Genomic DNA, 15,568 nt, shown 5'->3' on the forward strand with positions numbered 1-15,568 from the left:
GCGCATGACTCAGCGGTGCCGGCGGCGGCGGGCGGTCCGGAAGAGGACCGCGCCGAGGAGGAGCAGGCCGGCGGCGAGCGGGGCGAGCACGTGCGTGTACGTCTCCGACTCCTGTCCCGTACTGGCCAGTTCACGGCCCTCGTCGGCGCCGGCGTCCGGTCTCCGGGTGGCGGGGGCGCTGGGAGCCGGAGGGCGGGCCTCCTTGCCGGGCGGGGCCGATGGATCGGGTCGGGTGGGGGTGCCCGGCACGGCGGGGCCCACGGTCAGGCGGTAGTCGCCGGACTCGCCGACCCAGTCGCCGTCCTCGCCCTGGCGCTGCACGACGGCCGCGTTGACGACGACCTCGTCGGGCGCCGTCTCCGCCTCGAACGTCAGGCGTACGGGGACGGTGAGGGTCCGGCCCGCGGGCACCGCGAAGCCGCCGAAGCCGGTGAAGGCGCCCACGTTCTCCGCCTCGTCGGTCGCCTCGAAGTCCACCGGGTGCCAGCGGGCCGCCCCGGCGTCGTAGAACTCGAAGCGGATCTGCTCCGGGCGCAGGGTCCGGTCCCGGTCGGTGAGGACGAGCACCGGGTGGACGCCCGAGCAGGGGGCGTCGGTGGTGTTGGTGAGGTCGAGCTTCCAGGCCTGGAACGGGCCGCCCGCCGGATAGTCGGCGGGTCCGCCGTGGATCCGGGTGTCGAGCGGGAAGCCGCCGTCGGCGGGCGTACCGCAGGTGGGAGCGGGCGGGTCGGGGGCGGGGGCGGCGGGGGCCGGGGCGGCGACCACGAGGGGGGCCGCGGTGGCGGCGACGACGGTCACGGCACGGACGGCGCGCAGACGCAGGGGGGTCGATGGCATGGGCGTGCCTTTGCTGCTCGCGGGCGCGGGGACGGCGGCGACGCTGCCATGCGGGAGGGGGCGGGCGGGGCAGCGACACCGGGGGGACCCCCGTCAGGACCATGAGATCCGTCCGATCGGCCTACTTTCCGATGATCGGAGGACTGGCGTACCGGCTCACTTCCCGAAGACCGGAGCTACTTCCCGACCACCGGACCTACTTCCCGACCACCGGAGCTACTTCCCGAACACCGGAGCTACTTCCCGAACACCGGGGCCAGCGTCAGCCATGCCGCGCCCTCCGCCACCGCGTCCCGCCCCGTCGCGAGGCCCACGGGGGCCGTCAGGCCGAGGCCGCCCAGCACCTCCCGTACCCCTGCCGCGAAGACCTCCGGCGCTGCGAGCACCGCCCGGCCGCCCAGGAGGACCTGGTCGATGTCGAGGAGCCGGACGAGGTTGGCGGCGCCCGTGCCCAGGATCCGCGCGGCCTCGGCGAGTTCGCCGCGCGCGACGGCCGCCAGGCACAGGACCTCCAGGCAGCCGCGCCCGCCGCAGCCGCACGGCGGTCCGTCGAGCTGGACGGTCTGGTGGCCGAGCTCGCCCGCCCCGGTCCTGTCCCCGCGCAGCGGCGCGCCGCCGAGGACGAGGCCGGCACCGAGCCCCGTACCGAGGTGGACGTAGGCGAAGGAGCCGGGCGCGGCGGGGCGCAGGGCGAGGCCGAGCGCGGCGGCGTTGGTGTCCTTGTCGAGGACGACGGGCAGCCCGAGGCGCGCGGTCAGCTCGTCCCGTACGGGATGACCGGCCCACTCGGGGAAGCCGGTGACGCGGCCGGGCACCCCCGCCCGGTGGTCGAGGGGGCCGGGCATGGCGACGCCGACGCCGAGGACCTCCGCACCGGACGGGGCCGCGCCGAGCAGCGCCCGCACCTCCTCCGTCACCGCGTCCAGGACCGGCTCCGCCCCCGCGCCCAGGTCCACCGGGCGGCGGCGCACCTCGAGGACCCTGCCCGAAAGGTCGGTCAGGAGGGCCGTCAGCTCGTCGCGGTCGAGGTGGACCCCGACGGCGTACGCGGCGGAGGGCACCAGACGCAGGACCGTACGGGGCTTGCCGCCGGTCGAGGCGCGGTGGCCGGCCTCCGCGGCGAGGCCCTCCGCCCGGAGCCGCGCGGTGATCTTGCTGACGGCCTGCGGGGTGAGCCCCGTCCGCTCGGCCAGCTCCAGACGGCTGATCCCCGTCTCCCCCGCCGTGCGCAGCAGGTCGAGCACGAGCGCCGCGTTGTGGCTGCGCAGGGCCGGAACGTTCACTCCCACCAGGTCTTTCCTCACTCCCCCATTGTGGCGGTCGCTTGCACTTTGGCAACAGCGTTGCTTAAGTGGACGGCATGACTGGCAGCACCGACCCCCGCACCCCGCTCCGCGTCGGACTCGTCGGCTACGGCCTCGCGGGCTCCGTCTTCCACGCCCCGCTGATCGCCGCCTCGGAGGACCTCGTCCTCACCGCCGTCACCACCGGCAACCCCGAGCGGGCCGCCGAGGCCCGCGCCGCCCACCCCGGCGTCCGGGTCGCCGCCCGCCCCGAGGAGCTGTGGGAGCGGGGCGCGTCCGCCGACCTCGACCTGATCGTCGTCGCCTCCCCCAACAAGACGCACGTCGCCGTCGCCACGGCCGCCCTGGAGGCCGGCCTCCCGGTCGTCGTCGACAAGCCCCTCGCCGCGACCGCCGCCGAGGCCCACGGGCTCGCCGCGCTCGCCGAGGAACGCGGCCTGCTGCTCTCGGTCTTCCAGAACCGCCGCTGGGACAGCGACTTCCGCACCCTGCGCCGGCTCCTCGACGAGGGCGCGCTCGGCAGGGTCCAGCGTTTCGAGTCCCGCTTCGAGCGGTGGCGGCCGCAGCTCAAGGGCGGCTGGCGCGAGTCCGGCGCCCCCGAGGAGATCGGCGGGCTCCTGTACGACCTGGGCAGCCACGTCGTCGACCAGGCGCTCGTGCTCTTCGGTCCGGTGGTCTCGGTGTACGCCGAGTCGGACGTGCGCCGGCCGGGCGCCGAGGCCGACGACGACACGTTCCTCGCGCTCACCCACGCGAACGGGGTCCGCTCCCATCTGTACGTGAGCGCCACCACCGCCCAGCTCGGCCCGCGTTTCCGGGTGCTCGGGCAGGGTGCGGGCTTCGTGAAGTACGGGCTCGACCCCCAGGAGGCCGACCTCCGCGCGGGCCTGCGGCCGGAGCCCGGCACGGTCTGGGGCGCCGAGCCCGAGGGGCTCTGGGGCCGGATCGGCGCCGGGGAGTCGCCGCTGACGGGCGGCGGCACGCCGGTCGAGTCGCTGCCCGGCGACTACCCGGCGTACTACGCGGCCGTCGCCGCCGCGGTGCGCGGCACCGGCGCGAACCCGGTCACCGCGCACGAGGCGGCCGCCGCCCTCGACGTCCTGGAGGCGGCACGCGTCTCGGCCCGCGAGGGCCGCGTGGTCTCCCTGTGACGACCGCCCGGCTCACACCCGCCGACGACGGCTGACGAACACCGGCACGCGATGTTCTCCATATCGGGGAATGCGCGGAAAGGGTACGAAAGGGGCGACGCTCCACGCGGAGCGTCGCCCCTTTCGTACCCGTGCGGTCAGACGCGGCTCACGGACGACTGCCGTCAGGCGCCCTTGAGCTCCTGCCGCTGCCGGCCGAGGCCCTCGACCTCCAGCTCGACCACGTCGCCGGGACGCAGGTACGGCTTGGGCTCGGGCTGGCCCATGGCGACGCCCGCGGGCGTGCCGGTGTTGATGACGTCGCCGGGGTAGAGGGTCATGAACCGGCTGACGTAGCGGACGACCTCAGCGACCGGGAAGATCTGGTCCGAGGTGTGGCCGTCCTGCTTGAGCTCGCCGTTGACCCACAGCTTCAGACCGAGGTCCTGCGGGTCCGGCACCTCGTCGGCGGTGACGAGCCAGGGGCCGAGCGGGTTGAAGGTCTCGCAGTTCTTGCCCTTGTCCCAGGTGCCGCCGCGCTCGATCTGGAACTCGCGCTCGGAGACGTCGTGGGCGACCGCGTAACCGGCGACGTGCGCGAGGGCCTCCTCGTCGGTCTCCAGGTAGCGGGCGGTGCGGCCGATGACGATCGCGAGCTCCACCTCCCAGTCGGTCTTCACCGAGCCGCGCGGTACGAGCACCGTGTCGTCCGGGCCGACGACGGTGTCGGCGGCTTTGAGGAAGACGACGGGCTCGGCGGGGGTGGCCTGGCCGGTCTCGGCGGCGTGCCCGTGGTAGTTCAGCCCGATGCACACGACCTTGCCGATCCGGGCGACCGGCGGGCCGACGCGCAGCCCGGTGGCGTCGAGCGCGGGCAGCACGCCGGCGGCCGCCGCGCCGCGGACGCGGTCGAGGGCGGAGGCGTCGGCGAGCAGACTGCCGTCGATGTCGTCGACGAGGGCGGACAGGTCGCGGAGCGTCCCGTCCTGGTCGAGCAGAGCGGGACGCTCGGCTCCCGGCGGGCCGACACGCAGCAGCTTCATGGTCTTCTCCCTGTGGTCGAGGTGGGCCCGGGAAGGGCCCTGAGGGTGCCCCGGCCGATGGAGTGCGGCCATCGGAGGATTGGTCGATCCTCCAAGCAAAAGGGTCACTCTGCAAGACCCCGTTCACACACTGGACCCTTACGCGGGAGTAACCAGGGCGGCCTGAGGCATGTCCCGGTAGAGGAAGGCGCGCTCGACGGCGGTCCACGTGGTGCTGGTGACGATGTAGAGCGCGGCGGCCAGCGGTACGACCGCGACCGAGATCAGGGTCGCGAAGGAGAGCAGCGGCAGGTACCGGGCGAGGCCCGCGGCCACCCCGGCCCCCGGCTGGGCGGGGTCCACCGCGACCGGTGCGGGCTGCCGCCTGGCCCGGAGGTAGTTGTACGTGGCGACGGCGCCGACGATCGCGAAGAGCACGAGGTAGACCAGGCCGCCCGGGCCGAACACGCCCCCGTCGGCGAGGGCGTCGGCGTAGTGGTCGCCGAGCGGGGCGGCGAAGAGGCTGTGGCCGGTCATCCGCCCGCTGGAGAAGAGGTGGTACATCAGGATGAACGCGGGCGCCTGGAGGAGGCTCGGCAGGCAGCCGGCGAGCGGCGAGACCTTCTCCTTCGCGTGCAGCTCCATGATCGCCTTCTGGAGCCGTTCGGGGTTCTTGGCGTGCTTCTTGCGGAGGGCCGCGAGCTGCGGGGCGAGCCGGGTGCGGGCCTTCTGGCCGCGGGCGGCGGCCCGGGAGAGCGGGTGGATCGCGAGCCGTACGAGCAGGGTGAAGAGGACGATCGCGGCGGCCGTGGCCGTGGTGGCGAAGAGCGGCCGGAGCAGGTCGGCGAGCTGCTCGACCAGGGAAGCGAAGACGTTCAAGGGAGCCCTCCGTGGGGTCTCGTCGTGCCGGGGTGCGGGAATTCGGCATGACGGATCCGCGAGAGGTGCTGCTTCCTGGTGGGGCGGGCTCCCTACGCGGCCGTCGGGAGGGGACGTCCGGGAGCTCGGGGTCTGCGGCGGCCCGCGGCGTCGGGGTCGCGCTGGGGCAGGAAGGCGGTGCGCCGTTCGCGGTCACGTATGGCGGTGCGAATGGCGTGGGGCGGCACGGCGGGGGCCGTACGGGCACCGAAGAGGGCGAGGACGAGGCCGGTCGCGGCGAGGGCGAAGGCGGCGGAGAGACCGCCGCCCTCGGACAGGACGAGGTCGGCGAGGGCGAGCAGGAAGAACAGGGGCGCGACGAAGCGCAGGACCAGGTCCCTGATCGTCATCCCGTCACCTCCTCGTCTTCTCGACATCGCGGTCTCAGGGAGAGGACGCACGGGAAGGCACGGAAGTTCCCACGCACGAGCACCGCTCAGGAATGCGCGTGTTCCAGGGGGACGAGGAGGCGGCGGGGCCGGAGGAGGGCGCGGCTGACGGGGTCGGCGGGGTCCGGGTCGACTCCGGCGCCGGGCCGCATCTCGATGTCGGCGGGGTGCACGGGGACCCGGCAGGCCGGGCAGTCGCCGTACGGTCCGAGCTCGGTGCCGCAGTCGACGTGGTGGAAGTGGCGCACGGGCACGGCTCCGGGCAGCTCCTCGCGCCCCCACCGTCCGAGCGAGCGCAGGACCGGCCACAGGGCGATGCCGCGTTCGGTGAGGACGTACTCGTCGCGCGGGGGCGACTCCTGGTAGCGGCGCCGGTCGAGGACGCCGGCCTCGACGAGGGCCTGGAGGCGGGCGGCGAGGACGGCGCGGGGGATGCCGAGGTGGAGGAGGAAGTCGTTGTAGCGCCGGACGCCGTAGAAGACGTCGCGGACGACGAGCAGGGTCCAGCGTTCGCCGATGACCTCGAGGGCGCGGGCGATGGAGCACTGCTGCTGGGCGTAGTCCTTGCCGAGAGCCATGACCCCCATCGTACAAATCCCGGGTTCATTGAGCGAACCGACCTGCTACCGTGAGTTCATTCACCGAACCGACAGGTGGAGGTCCCTGCCATGCCCCAGCTCGCCACCACACCCCGGCGCGGGTCCCCCTCCCTCGCCGGCAGGCCCCGGGCGACCCTCGCCGTCACGGCCGCCGCCACCGCGGTCGCGCTGATGAACTACACCGCGCCGATGCTGACCCTCCCGGACATGGCCGCCGCCTTCGGGACCCCGGCCTCGGCGCAGGCCTGGCTGCTCAACGGCACCCCGCTCGGCCTCGCCGTCCTCCTCCTGGTGGCCGGCAGCCTCGCGGACGCGCACGGACGGCGCCGCATCTTCCTCCTGGGCACGTTCACCCTCGGCCTCACCACCGCGCTCGGCGCCTTCGCCGGCACGACGCTCACCTTCACCGCGGCCCGCGTCGCGCAGGGCGCGGCCGGCGCGGCCGTCCTCGCGGGCAGCCTGGGCCTGCTCGCCCACGCGTACCCGGCGGGCCGGGACCGGATCAGGGCCACCGGGATCTGGGGCGCGTCCGTCAGCGGCGGCATCGCGCTGGGCCCCCTCCTCGCGGGCGCGCTGAGCCTGGCGGACTGGCGCCTGGCGTACGGGGCGCTGGGGGCGGCGGCGCTGCTGACGGCGGCAGCGGGAACGCGGACGCTGGCGAAGGAGACGAAGAACCCGGCCGCCAAGGCACGCCCCGACCTCGCGGGCGCACTCACCCTCGGCCTGGCCGTGGCGGCCCTGCTCACGGCCCTGACCCTGGGCCGGGACGGCTGGCTGCGGCCCCCGGTGGGCCTGCTGCTCCTCGCGGCCGCCGCCCTGACGGCCCTCTTCGTGGCCGTCGAGCACCGGAGCCGTACGCCCATGATCGACCTGGCGCTGCTGCGGAGGCCGGCCTTCCTGGCGTCGACGCTGGGCGCGCTCTTCACGGGCCTGGCGGTGATCGGCCTGTTCAGCGTGGTGCCCGCGCTGCTGCAAGGCGGGGCGGGGATGTCGCCGCTGGCCTCGGCGTGCCTGTTCCTGCTCTGGTCGGGCACGGCGTTCGTGGCAGCACTGCAGGCCCGCCGCCTGGCCGGCCGGCTCTCCGCCGCGCACCAACTGGCGCTGGGCTTCACCCTGTCGGCGGCGGGCGTACTCGCCCTGCTCGGCGGTCTCGAAGGCCCCTGGCCGCGCCTCCTGCCGGGCCTCCTGCTGGCGGGCGCGGGCAGCGGCCTCCTGAACGCGGCCCTGCCCCGACTGGCGGTCGACTCCGTACCGCCGGAGCAGGCGGCGATGGGCTCGGGCGCCAACAACACCGCCCGCTACATCGGCTCCTCGGCGGGCGTGGCCCTGACGCTGGCCCTGGTGACGACGGGCACGGACACGGCGCTCCTGGTCTCGGCGGCCCTGGCCCTCACGGGCGGCGCGCTCACGCTCGCACTGGGACGCCGCTGATCACCCGGCGGAGACGAGCTTCGCCCAGACGACGAGCCGGTAGGCACTGCTGAACTCGGGGGTGCAGGTGGTGAGGGTGAGATAGGCGCCGGGGTCGGAGTACCCGTAGGAGGGCCTGACGAGGGACCGCGGAACGGCACGAATGACCCCGACGTCACGGGGCGAAGTGGAAGCCAGCACAAGATCGACGCGATACACATAGGTACGCGCACGCGTACGCAGGAGAATCCGATCCCCAGCACCGAGCCGGTTGATGTACCGAAACGGCTCACCGTGCGTGTTCCGGTGCCCGGCCAGCGCGAAGTTCCCCACACCCCCGGGCGCACCGGTCCCGGGGTAGTGCCCGACGTACCCCTTGTCGAGCACGGACCGCTTGGAGACGCCTTCGGCGACGGGGACGGTGAGCCCGAGCCGCGGGACACGGAGAACGGCGAAGGCGGCGGAGGGCGCGGGGTTGGCCCGGGGTACGCCGACGGCGGGCGAGGAAGCGGAAGGGGCCGCAGACGCATCAGCCTCACGGACCGCGTCAGGCGACTCGGACACACCAGGCACACCAGGGACATCAGGCGCAACATCAGCACCGGGGGGAGAGATGTCCCACTCCCGCTCCAGGACGCGCACCTGGTCGAGTGCCTCGGCGCGGGCCTCCCGGTTGGTCCACCAGAGCTGATGGGCGACGAGAAGCAGGATGAGAACCCCGCAGGTGACGACGGTCTCGGCGGCCAGCCACAGCGCGCGGGCGCTCGTACGAGATCGTCCTCCCGTCTGGACGACGACCGGCACCCGCTGCCGTTGCGTGACGCGCACGCGGGGCACGATAAGCGCTGAGGCGCCAACTCTCCAGGCCCGTACAGCAGTACGGTGGAGGGCATGCGCCCAGACACGCCTGCCGCCCACACCACCGAAGCCGAGCGTCTGCTGCGCACGGCAGCGCAGTACCCGGGAGACCGGGAGCCCCTGTACCTCCAGGCCGCGGCCCACCGCGAACTGGCGGGAGACCGCGAGGGGGCCACGGCCCTGTACGACGAGCTCCTCACGGGGAAGCCGGCGAACCCGCACCTGATCAGGGCGCTGAAGGCGGCGAACCTGTGGGAGTACGGGCACGAGGCCGAGGCGCGGGCGATCATCGAGGGCGTGCGGCGGGCGAAGCCGAAGGACGCCCTGCCCTGGGAGATCACGGCGGAAACGCTGGAAGCGCACGACGAACTGGAAGCAGCGGAGTCGACCCTGTCGGAGGCGGCGACGCTCCTGGCGGGTCCGGACGACCTCCCCCACGCAACCGTGTCGCTCCTGATCACCCGCCACCGGATCCGCCGCATGCTGGCACGGGACCACGACGCCTGGGACGTCCGGGCGGACCGCCTGCACGCGGGCACGGTGGGGCTGGACGAACTCCACGACCCGAAGCGCCTGTGGTCGCTGGGCTCGTCGGACCCGGCGGAACTCCAGGCGGAGATCACCCGCCTCCGCTCGGAACTGGGCACGTACCGCACGGCCCTCTCCCGCCCGTTCCCGGTGGCGGTCCTGCACTGGCCGGAACGGGAACTGGACGAACTCCTGGCGGCCTACCCGGAACTGGAGGCGGAGTACCCCACGTACCGCGCGCACCTGACGGACATCGAGGCGTCCCTCCGCGAACTGGCCGCGGCCGGCACCCCGAACCTGGGCATCGTCCGAGCGACGGTCCCCTCCTACGAAGCCTTCGCCGCCTCAGAATCCACCCACCCGTCGAACGCGGACCTCCTCCCCCAGTACGCCACAACCCTGGCAGCCAGAGCCCGAGCAACGGCCTGGCCCCCGGCCCGGGCGGCGGAGTGTTGGTGCGGGTCGGGGCGGACTTATGGGGAGTGCCACGGGGCGGAGTGAGGCCTAGCCTGGGGGCCTTGCCTCGGGACAACTGCCCTAAGCAATGATGGAGTCGTCTTTCGCCGGCCCCTGAAACCTCTGGACGTCATGCCTCCCGAGACCGAGACACGCCCTCTGCCTCTCCCGGACAGTGCCGAGCTGCACGGCTTGGTCTCCGACGCGGAAACCCGCACGGTCTACCGCGTGCTCTACGACGCCCGGAGCACGCCACTTCCCATGGGAGAGATCAGGGGGCGCGTCCGTTCACTGAGTGGAAAGTCCAACCTTCAGCTGGACCGTCGGCTTCGTTCACTGCGAACCTTTTTCCTGGTTTCCGCTGTCCGGGACCCTGATCACCGCCAACGCTTCACCTACGTGCTGAGGGGCTGGCGCCCCGACGCTGATCAGCGAACAGCGCGAAGGGCCCCGCGGGCTTCCGACCGTGCGCTTACGCTGCACACGTATGGATACCGCTGTGCGGCCTGTGGACGGACTCCCAAGGATGACCACGTCAAGCTTGTGATCGATCACAAGATCCCGCTTGAGCTCGGCGGATCGAACGAAGCTGACAACCTCCAGCCGCTTTGCGAAGAAGACAACCACGCCAAGCAAGCCCTTTTCTCCGATCACGAGGAGAACGCCGAGGCGCTGCGCGTTTCACTCAGCCTGCCCGATGCCCATCTCCGGATCGGTGAGCTACTGAAGGCTTTGGAGGGCATAGAAGTGCCCAAGGAGCTCATAGCGCTCGTCGCCAGGGAAGAAAATCACGGAGATCCCACAAAGCGCATGCGGGAACTTCGAGCGCTAGGCTGGAAGATAAAGAACTCCAGGCGGAAAGAAGGACGGCGCTCGCTTTCGTTCTACCGGTTGGACAGCTGGGAGCCTTGGCCACCTGGCGGCCCTAAAGCAGCCATCGCCAGGATGGAGCATGCGCGTAAGCAAGCTCGCCGCTTGGAAGCCCAAACGACGGACGCTCAAGAAAGAGAAACGTGAGCAGCCCCGAACCCTGGGTGCCCCCGGCAGGCTCCTGGGCATCGTCCGCTGCGCGACGGCGCAACATGCAGGCCATCCGAAGCAGGGACACCAAACCCGAGCAGCTGATCCGCCGCCTTGTCCATGCCCGGGGGCTCCGCTACCGAGTAGCGGCCAAGCCGCTTCCGGAGCTTCGCCGGACAGCAGACATGGTCTTCCGTCCGGCGAAGGTGGCCGTCTTCATCGACGGCTGCTACTGGCACGGCTGCCCTGATCACTACGTTCCGCCCAAAACCAACTCCGGCTACTGGTCGAAGAAGGTTGAAGGGAACATGGCCCGGGATCGCGATACCGACCAACGGCTCACAGCTGCAGGATGGCTAGTACTCCGCTTCTGGGAGCACGCGGCAGCGGAGGAATGCGCTGAGGAGATCGCGCAAACCGTCACCCGAAGGCGGCAGGCGGTTTAGACAAGGGTGCTCTGAGCCGACTCCCACGTCGTGCCGTCGGGCTCCAGGTCTCCGGTCGGGGGGGCGAGCACAGCACCCTGGCGTTCCAGAGCTTCCTTGATCGCACGGCCGACGGCCTCGGCCACCAGGGGCGGGAAAGCGTTACCCACCTGGCGGTACCGCGCAGTCTTCCGGCCAGCGAACTCCCACTCATCCTTCCCCGGAAAGCCCTGGATCATCGCCGCCTGCTCCACAGTCAGCATGGGACCGATCCCCTTCTGGGGATTTCCGAGGTCTCGCTCTAGGTTTACTTCGTGCTCATCGTTGGCAACACCCATGCCGTTCACGCCGAGCGCGGCCCACGCCCTTTTCGCCCGAGTGGGGCCGAGGTCAGCCCCACCATGCTTCTTAGAGCCGCCGACAAGCGTGGGAGCCACACCCCCACCGCTGGCATCATCCAGCCACTTGTCGAAGTCATCAGGGCGGCCGGCATCGACGAAGCGACGCTTCATGGACTCCTCAAGAACCGTGGCCACCGAAACCCGTTCCGCCCTGGGGGCCGGCCAGTCGAAACCTCTGTACTGATCCTCTCGAATGGCGACGAGAATGGCCCTGGGCCGCAGCTGAGGGACTCCGTAGTCGGCAGCCTCAAGAAGCCTCCAGCCGCAGACCACATATCCCGCAGCACGAAGACGCTGCTTGATTTCCTCGCGGTACTCAAAGAACTTTTCCCGCGGCTTGACCAATCCGGCGACATTCTCAATCATCACCGCGCGGGGCTTCAGCTCTTCAACGAGATCAAGCATCGTCGGAAAAAGATCTCGCTCATCATCCCGGCCCAGCTGCTTTCCCGCCACGGAAAACGGAGGACAGGGGACACCTCCCGCGAGAAGCCCAAGCTCCTTCTCCGCGATAGGGCGCTTCATGCGCGCGTTGAACTTCTTGAGATGCTCAGCAGGGCTGAATTTTGTCACGTCCATCTCAAGGACATCGCACTCTGCCGCAACATCGGCTCCCCAGCGCTTACCCTCGATGACGTTGAGCTCCAGCGTCTTCGCTGCATGCGTATCGATCTCAACAAGCGCAAGGTGACGGAACCCGGCCCTGTGCAGGCCAACAGCCTGACCCCCTGCCCCCGCGCAGATCTCAATCGACGTCAGCGGCTGACCGCTGGAACTCATCGAAGCCTCCTGGTGTGACTGACTGCAGACACGCAAGTGTCGCATCCGCCAGTGACATCCCCGGCGTCGCTACAGTCTCCCAGCCCGACTGGCCCCAGCGTGACACTTACTGCCTTGCTCCTCCCGCGCCAGCGCCGCACAGGGGCAGGGATGGCCACCACGCGCCATGGCCACGCCACGGCTGCTTCATACCCCTATGCGTCCTACGGCGGCGAGCGGCTTCGCAGTCGGCGCGCCCCGTCATCTGGCGGCCGGCAGCCCCATGTGACTCAACAAGGCCGCCATGTCGCTCGGCGCCAGCCCGGCAGCCACTGCCGGCTCCTCTTCGAGGTCGGCGAGCTGCTGCACCGAGGGGTCGTCCAGGATCCTCCCCATGAAATCAAGCTTCTGCTCCAGCCTCGTCATCACCACCTCATCGACCGTATTGCGGGCCACGAGCACCGTGGCATTCGTTTCGGTCCCAGGAGACAGCCCAAGACGGTGGATCCGGTCCATGCTCTGGAGGAAACGGCCAGCCATGAAGTCGCGGTCCACGTAGACGGCGTCATGGCACACCTGGTGCAGGCTGATGCCTTCACCCAGGGTGGCAGGATTGGAAATCAGCACCATGCAGTCCGGATCCTCACGGAAGCGACGCAGCTGCTCTTCCCTGTCGGGGGTTCCGCCGTACACAACCGCAGGACCGAACTTCCCGAGTAGCTTCTCAAGAGTGGCAAGGCTTCGAACGAAAGTCGTCCAGACAAGCGTTTTCCGTCCTTTTTCTGCATTCTCCGCCACAATGAGAGCCGCTTCCTGATACTTGGGCGACATCTCATGGTCAGGAAGGTTCTGCATCAGGGTGTACAGCGAGCTACCCTGCGGCACTTCCAGCGGCGGGAGCTGATAGGCAAGCGGGTCATACCGGTTTGCCCCCTCGGTCAGCAGCGCGGGGCACACCGCGGCCATGAGCAGCCGCAGCGCCGTCTTCCCCAGCGCGCTGAGATCCTCGCGCGCCGCGCCACTCGCCTCACCCCCGACCAGCGAAGCGTAGATCTCCTCGTGGAGCGGCGGCATGTCCACGTATCGCATCTGGAGCGACATAGGAGGGAGACCGAGCTCCTGTTTGGTCGTACGAGTGAACAGTGGCCGCAGGACGGTACTGGCATACGCCAGGTCACCGCCGGACACCGCTTGCGTGACCGCTCGCTGGCCATGCCCAGGCCAGACGAAACCGAGCAGATTCTCCAAGTCCTTTGCTCCGTTGGGAGCCGGTGTACCGGTGAGAATCAGCCTCCGCCGGGCAAGCGGCCCGAGAGCCATACAGGCGGCGCCGTAGGTGCCCCGCGCTCCTAGCTTCATGCGGTGCGCCTCATCAAGAATGATCATCGAAGGCTCAGCCTTCAGCCAGGCAGCCAGCATCGTGAGCGACCGGTCCAGCCGCTCATAGTTCACGATGAGCACCTCTGCCCACTGGTCGTAGGACCTGCCGAGGATGTCCGTGCGCAGCGCATGGCGGAAGCAGACCGCGCTCTCGTACTGCCATGCTTCGTATGCGGACTTCGGGCAGACGATGAGCAGCCGACTGGCCTTCCCCTGCGCCTTCTGACTGGCATAGACAGCCAGGCCCACACGTGTCTTGCCAGCGCCGGGAACGCTGAAGTTGGCGCCGTGCTGAAGCGCGAGCAGTTTGGCGACATCACGGCGCTGGAAGTCACTGAGATCCGCCTTCCACTCCTCTCCCAGGAGGAAGGGGACCTCATCGGGCTGGATCTCCCCCGTCTGATGCGGCGCATCCAGGCGCTGCTTGACCGCCTGTGCGTCCTGAAGGACGCCGACGACCAGCTCCTGAAGCTCGGGGGCCCACTCGACACCGGACGCGTCCGACCAGGACGAGAGGGCGCCCAGACCTCCCAGCAGGTCGTTGAGCTCGACCACGGCGGCTACGGGGCTGAGCTGGCCGCCCGAGCGGAAACGGGCGGCCAGCTGGACGAGTTCGTCGCGGTACTCCTTGGTGGTCCGGAAGACGACCTTCGTACGTGTCTCATCGAATTCGAGACGGAGCGACGTCCCTCCGGTGAGATCGCTCATCCCGAGGTCTCCAGGGCAACGGCTTCGATGAGCCAGGCCACACCGTCACCAGGAGTCGCTGCGCCGCGCCCCGCCTGTTGGGCGAGCTTGCGCAGGCTCTCGCGCAACTTCAGTACAGCCTCGTCGAGCGCTTCCTCGTCGAGGCTGCGTGATGCCCGTGCCTGCACGAGCTCCACAACGCTCTGGTCGATGTCGGCACAAGCGTCCGCGATCCTGGCGGGCGCCATCTGCTTCCTCTTTTTGAGCCTGGCCTCACGGCCCGCCGCGTCAATCGCCTGATCAAAGGCTTCGCGTGCTTCCTGGAAGACGTCCTGAGCCCGTTTCCTGTCCTGATCCGAGGCAACCTCGCTTGAGGCGCCGGCCGTCGCCTTCGCGCGAAGCACCTTGTCGTTCAGGGCGCGGGCGGCCGAGACCGCAGAGGAAGCACCAGGAAGCGTCACGCCGCCCAGCCCCGGCACGGACACAGCTGCCTGCTCGCCCGCCGGCTCAATGAAGCCCGGCGACATCGTGCGGGACAGGAACCGGTCCCGGAAGCCCTCATCGATGTGCCGAACGTCCGTCTTGGCGAAGCCCATGACGATGGCTGCCATGCGAAGTTCCTTCAGCACATCCGCACGGTCAGGGTCGACCGCGGCCAGCTTCTCGTACGCGCGGTGGAGCTCCTTGAGCTTCTCCTGATGATCCTCGAAGTCGACAAGCCGTAGCCCAGGCACGTCGCCGTTCGCGCTGCGCGAGATCTGCTCGCGGATCGTGGCGAGGATCCAGCGCTCCTGGTGGTAGGTAGACGGCCGGATGCGGAACTCCTTCGCAATCGCGTCAGGCGTCCTGCCGAGGCCGGCCTGCTCCTCCATGGCAAGCAGACGGTTGATGTACGAGTAGTCCCGCCGGTGATCCCGGCGAAGCTGCAGCGCCAGCTCAACGGAGTTGATGTCGTCCCAGGTGAACCACTCAGGCAGGACGCCCACGCGCATCGTCTGCTGGCCCAGCTCGCGCAGTGCCGCCGTACGCGTGTTGCCGTTGACGAGAATGCCGTGGTGCGTGATGAGGCCCGGGTCGTTCTGTCCGAACTGATCGAGACTTTCCTTCAGCTTGTCGAAATCCGGGTCCCTGCGGTTGGGATCGGCCGGGTCAGCCTGCAGAAGGAACTGCAGGTACTCCTGGCTGGCTCCCTTCCAGGGGTCCGCGGCAAGGGCTGCATCCTTGGCCGGATCATGGCTGCGCTGCGCCCGGATGCGGTGCGTGCCGGGGTTGTAGAAGACGGAGCCGATGGGGCAGTCGATCACCTCGCAGTGAAGCGCCTGGCCATTCCAGTCCACGGTGACCGTCTCGCGAGTGCCGCCGGCGCTCTTCACATCTTCAAGCCGCCTCCTGACCAGCTCGCTGAACTCGGCGGCGCGTGGCGGCGTCGGAAATTCCTGCTTCAT

15 protein-coding genes are annotated in these 15,568 nt (G+C 70.3%); 5 read left to right on the forward strand and 10 right to left on the reverse strand.

Annotated elements, in window-relative coordinates; translation table 11 throughout:
* Positions 1-9 precede the first annotated feature (9 nt).
* A complete protein-coding gene (locus ABT041_RS22955) occupies positions 10-837 on the reverse strand; it encodes a hypothetical protein (protein ID WP_351187241.1) in 828 nt (275 codons plus the stop codon).
* Positions 838-1,073: 236 nt separating this feature from the next.
* Positions 1,074-2,120 (reverse strand): ROK family transcriptional regulator, encoded by a 1,047-nt coding sequence (locus ABT041_RS22960; protein ID WP_502976580.1) that lies wholly within the window; start codon positions 2,118-2,120, stop codon positions 1,074-1,076.
* A gap of 77 nt (positions 2,121-2,197) precedes the next feature.
* Here ABT041_RS22960 and ABT041_RS22965 point away from each other — a divergent pair, with 77 nt between their 5' ends.
* A complete protein-coding gene (locus ABT041_RS22965) occupies positions 2,198-3,292 on the forward strand; it encodes a Gfo/Idh/MocA family protein (RefSeq protein ID WP_351187245.1) in 1,095 nt (364 codons plus the stop codon).
* Positions 3,293-3,456: 164 nt separating this feature from the next.
* On the opposite strand, the gene ABT041_RS22970 is transcribed toward ABT041_RS22965, so the two are convergent.
* The 4 genes from ABT041_RS22970 to ABT041_RS22985 all read right to left on the reverse strand — a co-directional run bounded on the left by ABT041_RS22970 (position 3,457) and on the right by ABT041_RS22985 (position 6,178).
* Positions 3,457-4,314, reverse strand: a complete 858-nt coding sequence (locus ABT041_RS22970; RefSeq protein WP_351187247.1) for a fumarylacetoacetate hydrolase family protein — start codon at positions 4,312-4,314, stop codon at positions 3,457-3,459.
* A gap of 138 nt (positions 4,315-4,452) precedes the next feature.
* Positions 4,453-5,172, reverse strand: a complete 720-nt coding sequence (locus ABT041_RS22975) for a YidC/Oxa1 family membrane protein insertase (RefSeq protein ID WP_351187249.1) — start codon at positions 5,170-5,172, stop codon at positions 4,453-4,455.
* 92 nt (positions 5,173-5,264) lie between these two features.
* A complete protein-coding gene (locus ABT041_RS22980; RefSeq protein ID WP_351187251.1) occupies positions 5,265-5,561 on the reverse strand; it encodes a DUF6412 domain-containing protein in 297 nt (98 codons plus the stop codon).
* A gap of 86 nt (positions 5,562-5,647) precedes the next feature.
* A complete protein-coding gene (locus ABT041_RS22985) occupies positions 5,648-6,178 on the reverse strand; it encodes a winged helix-turn-helix transcriptional regulator (protein ID WP_351187253.1) in 531 nt (176 codons plus the stop codon).
* Between the two features lie 90 nt (positions 6,179-6,268).
* Here ABT041_RS22985 and ABT041_RS22990 point away from each other — a divergent pair, with 90 nt between their 5' ends.
* Positions 6,269-7,630 (forward strand): MFS transporter, encoded by a 1,362-nt coding sequence (locus tag ABT041_RS22990; protein WP_351187255.1) that lies wholly within the window; start codon positions 6,269-6,271, stop codon positions 7,628-7,630.
* Here the strand turns inward: ABT041_RS22990 and ABT041_RS22995 are convergent, their stop codons facing one another.
* Entirely contained in the window at positions 7,631-8,437 is an 807-nt protein-coding gene (locus ABT041_RS22995; protein WP_351187257.1) for a class E sortase, read from the reverse strand.
* Between the two features lie 63 nt (positions 8,438-8,500).
* Between ABT041_RS22995 and ABT041_RS23000 the strand changes: the two genes are divergently transcribed.
* From ABT041_RS23000 to ABT041_RS23010, 3 genes are all read left to right on the forward strand, one after another.
* Entirely contained in the window at positions 8,501-9,496 is a 996-nt protein-coding gene (locus ABT041_RS23000) for an SEC-C metal-binding domain-containing protein (RefSeq protein WP_351187259.1), read from the forward strand.
* 216 nt (positions 9,497-9,712) lie between these two features.
* Complete coding sequence (locus ABT041_RS23005; protein ID WP_351187349.1) at positions 9,713-10,468, forward strand: HNH endonuclease; 756 nt, start codon at positions 9,713-9,715, stop codon at positions 10,466-10,468.
* Positions 10,465-10,917, forward strand: coding sequence for a very short patch repair endonuclease (locus ABT041_RS23010; RefSeq protein ID WP_351187261.1), 453 nt, complete (start codon positions 10,465-10,467; stop codon positions 10,915-10,917). The genes ABT041_RS23005 and ABT041_RS23010 overlap by 4 nt, the downstream gene beginning before the upstream one ends.
* On the opposite strand, the gene ABT041_RS23015 is transcribed toward ABT041_RS23010, so the two are convergent.
* From ABT041_RS23015 to ABT041_RS23025, 3 genes are all read right to left on the reverse strand, one after another.
* Positions 10,914-12,077 (reverse strand): DNA cytosine methyltransferase, encoded by a 1,164-nt coding sequence (locus ABT041_RS23015; protein WP_351187263.1) that lies wholly within the window; start codon positions 12,075-12,077, stop codon positions 10,914-10,916. The genes ABT041_RS23010 and ABT041_RS23015 overlap by 4 nt on opposite strands.
* A gap of 240 nt (positions 12,078-12,317) precedes the next feature.
* Positions 12,318-14,144 (reverse strand): DEAD/DEAH box helicase, encoded by a 1,827-nt coding sequence (locus tag ABT041_RS23020; RefSeq protein WP_351187265.1) that lies wholly within the window; start codon positions 14,142-14,144, stop codon positions 12,318-12,320.
* Positions 14,141-15,568 (reverse strand): hypothetical protein, encoded by a 1,428-nt coding sequence (locus ABT041_RS23025; RefSeq protein ID WP_351187267.1) that lies wholly within the window; start codon positions 15,566-15,568, stop codon positions 14,141-14,143. Before ABT041_RS23025 ends, ABT041_RS23020 begins: the two co-directional genes overlap by 4 nt.

It is taken from the genome of Streptomyces sp. NPDC002825, assembly GCF_040295385.1.
Classification (GTDB): Bacteria; Actinomycetota; Actinomycetes; order Streptomycetales; family Streptomycetaceae; genus Streptomyces.

Excerpts from the sequence above, each read along its gene's own strand:
- ABT041_RS23005 (WP_351187349.1), top strand. The coding sequence starts at position 9,713 with ATGGGAGAGATCAGGGGGCGCGTCCGTTCACTGAGTGGAAAGTCCAAC.
- ABT041_RS22985 (WP_351187253.1), bottom strand. The coding sequence starts at position 6,178 with ATGGCTCTCGGCAAGGACTACGCCCAGCAGCAGTGCTCCATCGCCCGC.
- ABT041_RS23020 (WP_351187265.1), bottom strand. The coding sequence starts at position 14,144 with ATGAGCGATCTCACCGGAGGGACGTCGCTCCGTCTCGAATTCGATGAG.
- ABT041_RS23000 (WP_351187259.1), top strand. The coding sequence starts at position 8,501 with ATGCGCCCAGACACGCCTGCCGCCCACACCACCGAAGCCGAGCGTCTG.
- ABT041_RS22970 (WP_351187247.1), bottom strand. The coding sequence starts at position 4,314 with ATGAAGCTGCTGCGTGTCGGCCCGCCGGGAGCCGAGCGTCCCGCTCTG.
- ABT041_RS22990 (WP_351187255.1), top strand. The coding sequence starts at position 6,269 with ATGCCCCAGCTCGCCACCACACCCCGGCGCGGGTCCCCCTCCCTCGCC.
- ABT041_RS22980 (WP_351187251.1), bottom strand. The coding sequence starts at position 5,561 with ATGACGATCAGGGACCTGGTCCTGCGCTTCGTCGCGCCCCTGTTCTTC.
- ABT041_RS23015 (WP_351187263.1), bottom strand. The coding sequence starts at position 12,077 with ATGAGTTCCAGCGGTCAGCCGCTGACGTCGATTGAGATCTGCGCGGGG.
- ABT041_RS23025 (WP_351187267.1), bottom strand. The coding sequence starts at position 15,568 with ATGAAGCAGGAATTTCCGACGCCGCCACGCGCCGCCGAGTTCAGCGAG.
- ABT041_RS22965 (WP_351187245.1), top strand. The coding sequence starts at position 2,198 with ATGACTGGCAGCACCGACCCCCGCACCCCGCTCCGCGTCGGACTCGTC.
- ABT041_RS22955 (WP_351187241.1), bottom strand. The coding sequence starts at position 837 with ATGCCATCGACCCCCCTGCGTCTGCGCGCCGTCCGTGCCGTGACCGTC.